At 60.1% G+C, this 4,568-nt stretch carries 4 protein-coding genes; 1 reads left to right on the top strand and 3 read right to left on the bottom strand.

All coding sequences use genetic code 11. From position 1 onward, the window contains the following. The first annotated feature begins 139 nt into the window (after positions 1-139). Entirely contained in the window at positions 140-631 is a 492-nt protein-coding gene (locus Q0072_RS07630) for a hypothetical protein (protein ID WP_298327998.1), read from the top strand. Between the two features lie 4 nt (positions 632-635). On the opposite strand, the gene Q0072_RS07625 is transcribed toward Q0072_RS07630, so the two are convergent. From Q0072_RS07625 to Q0072_RS07615, 3 genes are all read right to left on the bottom strand, one after another. After that, on the bottom strand, positions 636-1,004 hold the full coding sequence (locus Q0072_RS07625) for a hypothetical protein (RefSeq protein WP_298327995.1): 369 nt from the start codon (positions 1,002-1,004) through the stop codon (positions 636-638). Next, a complete protein-coding gene (locus Q0072_RS07620; protein WP_298327993.1) occupies positions 1,004-2,650 on the bottom strand; it encodes a S41 family peptidase in 1,647 nt (548 codons plus the stop codon). Before Q0072_RS07620 ends, Q0072_RS07625 begins: the two co-directional genes overlap by 1 nt. Positions 2,651-2,762: 112 nt before the next feature. Further along, a partial coding sequence (locus Q0072_RS07615) for a TonB-dependent siderophore receptor (RefSeq protein ID WP_298327990.1) occupies positions 2,763-4,568 on the bottom strand: 1,806 nt, incomplete at its 5' end.

The following is a 4,568-nucleotide window of genomic DNA, read 5'->3' as shown; positions in this document are numbered from 1 at the left end:
GTCAGGGACGGGCTGTCGCTGCCCCTATGCGGCGCAAAGGCGGCTGTCCACTTAACTCCGATTCACAGCCTGTGAATAACGGGGATAGATGCATTTTTCAGAGTGTTGATGTATGGTGATCTGCTGATTAGGGGGTGTTATGAAAAAACATAATTTTCTAAGGATCGCAGTAATCACTGCTACGTATGTGATTGCCTCTGGCTGTTCAGCATTATCCGATTGTCCCGCAACGCGCGACGAATGGTACACAGACTTTGGCAGTACGGACGTTGGTGGTCACGAATCGAATACTGCCGAAGTGGTGTTTGCAGAAGTAAGCCCCGATCATATGTCAGAGGTGACCTCTCGTTTGGTGGCTAAAACTGTTATTTCACTGACACCCGAAGAAGCCCGCCAACTTACCACGCACAATCCGTCCGATACGTCCGGTCTTCGGCCTTATCTCGTACGGGCTCTGAGTTACAGACAAGGGACCGGCGCATACAGTGTGTCGATGGGCGAGAAGGTGTTGTACGTGACGTACGGTATGCTTGGGCGGCGCAATTGCTACCCCGTGTATCGTGAGGGCCTGATTGTCTGGCTGGCCAATCCGCCCAAGTCCGTTATCATCACGACAGAGATAGATGAGTGACTAACTAACGGCTGCTCACCGGGCGGCAAGTGACGCCCTTCAGCTCGGTTTCGGTGCCTGTATCGTGCCGCACGGCCAGACATTTGCCGTCCTTAAGCACCACATCGAAGATCGTCGGCACAGCGGTGGAATGGGTTTCCAGCGGCCCCAGAGGCGGCGGCAGGACGCCGAGCATGGCGGTCTCGGCCGCAGCAGAAGGACCAAACTCGATATGGGCCCGACCAATGACCGGGGCCAGAGCGGCCTTGAGGCGGCTGACGGTTTGCGGATCGCTCAAATCGACGCTGGCGGGGACGGCCTTTCCGGCGGCCATCGTCTGACAGCCCAGCAGCCCCAGCGCACACAGCAGACCGGCAGGGATGAGCCCACGCATCAGCGGCCTCCCGGCAGGGTCATGTCGCGGTTGACGTCCATGATCCATTTAGGTGGGACGATGGCCGGGCCTGAGCCGCCGCTAACCGGGCCCGCCGACTGGACCGCCGAACTGGCGGCAGCGAAGGCGGTGGCCGAGGCCGGGCACGAACTGGTGCGGCGATAACTGAGCGCCGTGCTGACCAGCCCTTCGGTTGCTAAACCCAACTCCTTGCTCAGATCATCGCTGGCCACGCAGCCGGGCAGTTTAACACCCGTGGTCGAGGTGGTGTTGTTCGGCACGAAGCCGTCGGCATAGTCACCGAAGCCCAGATCGTTCACGCCCTGAAACTGGATGGTGTAGTAGGTCTCACCGCAATTGTCCTGAGGGTAGAAGCCATAGGGTTTGCCGCAGGTCTTGCCACCGATCAGGACGACTTCGACGCCGACGCCGCGCAGGCCGTTGATCACCGCTTCCGAGGCACTGCATGTGTCTTCGGTGGCCAGCACATAGACGCGCGACAGGTTAAGTGTCGGCAGAGATGTCCCCGCCGTGACGGTGAAGCCCAGCCCCTGATTATAGAAGGGCACGGGGTTATTGGCCTGACCCGTTACGGGGTTGATGTTACCGGCGGCTGCATTGAATTTCAGGGTTTCAAAGGTGCGGTTATTGGTGCGCGTATTGCCGGCGATCATGTAGCTGAGCTGCGACGCCACAGCCAGCAGACCGCCCCCATTATATCGCAGATCAAGGATCAGGTCATTGACCCCGGCGGTCTGCATGTCGCGCATGGCCGAAACGATCTCGGTTTCGCTGGAATAGGGGCTGAAAGTGTTGAAGAGGATATAGCCGATCTTTGAGGTGCCATCCGTCAGCACGCTGGTCTTGTTAACCGGCTTGGGGCTGACATTGGCCGAGGTCAGTTTAATGTCTTTTTCCTCGCCACTAACGAGGCGAATTCTGAAGGTTGTTGATGTACCCGCAGCGCTTGGAAAAAGCCCCGCATTCAGCGCATTGACGCCGGCCTGCGTATTGTCATTGACGAGGTCGATGCCGTTGACCGTCAGGATGCGCGCGCCGCGCGGCACCACACCGGCGGCGGGCGAGCCCGGCTCGGTATAGACGACGCGGAAATCGCGCGGCGTCGTGGTCGAATAGGCCGTCAGTTCCATGCCGTAGCTGGCGGTCGCGGCCGCATTGCGGCGCGCCAGATACTCCGTTGTCGGCTCGCTGAAATGGAAGTTGTCCTTGTCCTTGCCTGAGGCGGTTTTGGTAAAGGTCTTGAGGCCCGCAAAATACTGCGTCCGCGTACCACCTGTCGCGGGATCGGTATCAGTGACTTCGGTATTCCACAGATAGGTTTCGCGCGTCCAGGAGCGCAGCCAGTTCTTTTCATCCAGCGCTGTGCCGGCCTTGTCCGGGAAGCGGTTGCCTTCGATATCGACACCGGTGCGCACGGTTTCGCACTTATCCTTGAAGCTGCTGGCGGCCTGAAACACGCCGCTGATCCAGCCGGCGACACCCCCGCTGGTGCTTCCGCCACCGGTTGATCCCGTTGCGGTCGAACCGCCGCCGCCTCCACCGCCGCCGCCGCCACAGGCGGTCAGGGCCGCCGCGGCGGCTGTCAGAACGAACATACGGGCGAAGGTCATCAGGCGCTTGGTCATGGCGTGATGATGCCACGAACCTATCAGACCGCAAGTCCCTCTTTTTAGGCAGAAAGGCACGAAAAAACCCCGCAGATCGCTCTGCGGGGTTGGAAGAGGTTGCGGTTTTCGCTTACCAGTTGTGCGTTACGCGCGCATAGAGGTAGCGCCCATTGAAGCCGAAGGGCGAGAAGCGCGTGAAGGCCAGCGCGCCCTGCGACCCTTGCAGCGAAGCGATCGTCTTGTCCGGATAGACGTCGAAGACGTTGTCCGCGCCGAAGGTGACCGAGGTCTTGTCGGTCACCTTGTAGCTGGCCGACAGGTCGAGCAGGGTCTTTTCGCCGGTGTGGATATCGCTGGGGAAGGTCGCCGCCGTGTCGATCACGTCGCCATAATAGGTGGCGCGACCGTTGACGCTCCACTTACCGCCCTTCCAGTCCACCGTAGCGCTGCCCTTGTTCTCAGGCGTCGAGTTGGTGAGGATGTACTGACGGATGCGGGCGAACAACACCGGCGGGTTTTGCAGGCTCGACACCGTATTGGCGCCCGGCAGGCGGGTGATCTCGGTATTGCCGGTGTTCCAGGCGAGGTTGAAGTTGAAGCGCCCGTAATGGTCGGTCGGCAGGCGATAATTGGCCACCACATCAATACCCGTCGTTTCGCTGTCCACACCATTGGTGAAGAAGCGGGCTGCCGTCACGCCATAGGGTTTCAGCAGGGCGGTGATTTCCGACGTGCCCGACAGGTTTTCCGTCAGGACGATGCGGTTATCAATATTGATGCGGTAGGCATCCAGCGTCAGCTCGAACGGGCCCTTGCGATAGACGAAGCCGGCCGCATAGTTGGTGGACTCTTCGGCCTCCAGCGCCGGGGCACCGAGCGCTCTGGCCACTGCAGACGAGGCCGGGAAGGTGCCGGTTTCAACCACGACGCCGCCCGACACGACCGAAGCCGTTGAGGTGAAGTACTGCTGTTGCAGGGACGGCGCGCGGAAGCCGGTGGACACCGAGCCGCGCAGGGCCAGATTATCGGTCAGTTCATAACGCAGCGATAGCTTGCCCGACAGGTTGTCGCCAAAGTCCGAATATTTTTCGGCGCGGGCGGCAAAATCGAAGCTCAGTTGCGGCACGACTGTAGCGCTCAGTTCGGCATAAAGGCCGAAATTGTCGCGGTTGACATCGACCACATTTGACGGCTGGAAGCCAATAAAGCCTTGCGCCCCGGCAGTGGCCGACGTGATGGGGCCCAATGCCCAGGACTGTTGTTCCCCGGCTTTGATTTCATAGTTTTCGTGACGGCCTTCGACGCCCAGCGCGAAGGTCAGGGGGCTATAGAAGCCAATCGGGAACTGACGGCTGATGTCGGCATTGAGCACCAGTTGATCATAGATGACCTTGCCGTCATAGAAGCTGGTCCTGGAGGCGGTGCCGTAAGAGGCATTCACCGAATTGAGCGTGTTGTATTCCAGCTCATTGCGGCCCCAGTTGACCGAATAGTCGGACGTCCAGTCACCCCACTGACCGCGCGTGCCAAAGGTCGCCGAATAGTTGTTCGACTTGACATTGATCAGCGGCAGGAAGCCGTTGGGATAGATGGCCGCGACATTGCCGCTGTTGCCCGGTTGACGGAAGAAGGCCGCGCTTTCGGACTCAAGGCTCTGTACCCCGCCGAAGCCATACAGCTTCCAGCCGTTTTGCAGCGGCTTGGCGGCATTGGCGAACAGGGCAAGGCTTTCCTGTTCCGGATCGCCGTAACGACCGGTGACGCGGTTGGGCGTGACGCGCGTATCGATGTCGGCGCGGTTGGTGGCTTCGCGGTTACGGTATTCACCCGAAACGGTCAGGAAGCCGTCTTCGCCGAGCGGCAGGCCGACCCAGCCGGCGACATTATAGGTGCGCCCGTCGTTTTCCTTACGCGAGGAGCGGTCAGCTTCGACCTC

Origin of the sequence: Asticcacaulis sp. (genome assembly GCF_027484505.1) — a bacterium.
Lineage (GTDB): Bacteria > Pseudomonadota > Alphaproteobacteria > Caulobacterales > Caulobacteraceae > Asticcacaulis.
Note: the sequence above shows the minus strand (reverse complement) of the source record. Positions and strands in the feature narration are given on the sequence as shown.

Coding starts and splice junctions, on each gene's coding strand:
- Q0072_RS07630 (WP_298327998.1), top strand. CDS start 140: ATGAAAAAACATAATTTTCTAAGGATCGCAGTAATCACTGCTACGTAT.
- Q0072_RS07625 (WP_298327995.1), bottom strand. CDS start 1,004: ATGCGTGGGCTCATCCCTGCCGGTCTGCTGTGTGCGCTGGGGCTGCTG.
- Q0072_RS07620 (WP_298327993.1), bottom strand. CDS start 2,650: ATGACCAAGCGCCTGATGACCTTCGCCCGTATGTTCGTTCTGACAGCC.